The 305-nt window shown below is 52.8% G+C and carries 1 protein-coding gene; it reads right to left on the bottom strand.

The genetic code is table 11. The annotated features are described in order from the left end of the window. Positions 1–305 (bottom strand): aminotransferase class III-fold pyridoxal phosphate-dependent enzyme (locus tag EOB49_RS35125; RefSeq protein ID WP_127383560.1); only part of this gene is annotated, 305 nt, incomplete at both ends.

Raw genomic sequence — 305 nt, 5'->3', positions numbered from 1 at the left:
TCCTATCCGACCACATCTTGCACATGGCTCCTGCCGTCACGAAGGCGAAATTGTTGCCTCTGAAGGTCCCGCTATGTTCTCCGGGCTTCCATATGTCCAAGTCGGGTCGAATCAGAACGATGGACAGCGGACTACCTGAACCGCTTAGTGACTTGGAAAGACACACAATATCCGGTTCGATTTTCGCGGACTCGAATGAGAAGAAATCGCCAGTTCGGCCCGCACCCGCCTGAATATCGTCGACGATAAAAACAATGCCGTGAGTACGGCAAATGCGCTGAATTTCCGTGAGCCAAGCTGCGGAT

The sequence above is a fragment of the Mesorhizobium sp. M7A.F.Ca.MR.148.00.0.0 genome, assembly GCF_003997735.1.
GTDB lineage: Bacteria > Pseudomonadota > Alphaproteobacteria > Rhizobiales > Rhizobiaceae > Mesorhizobium.
This window is presented reverse-complemented; position numbering and strand designations above follow the sequence as displayed.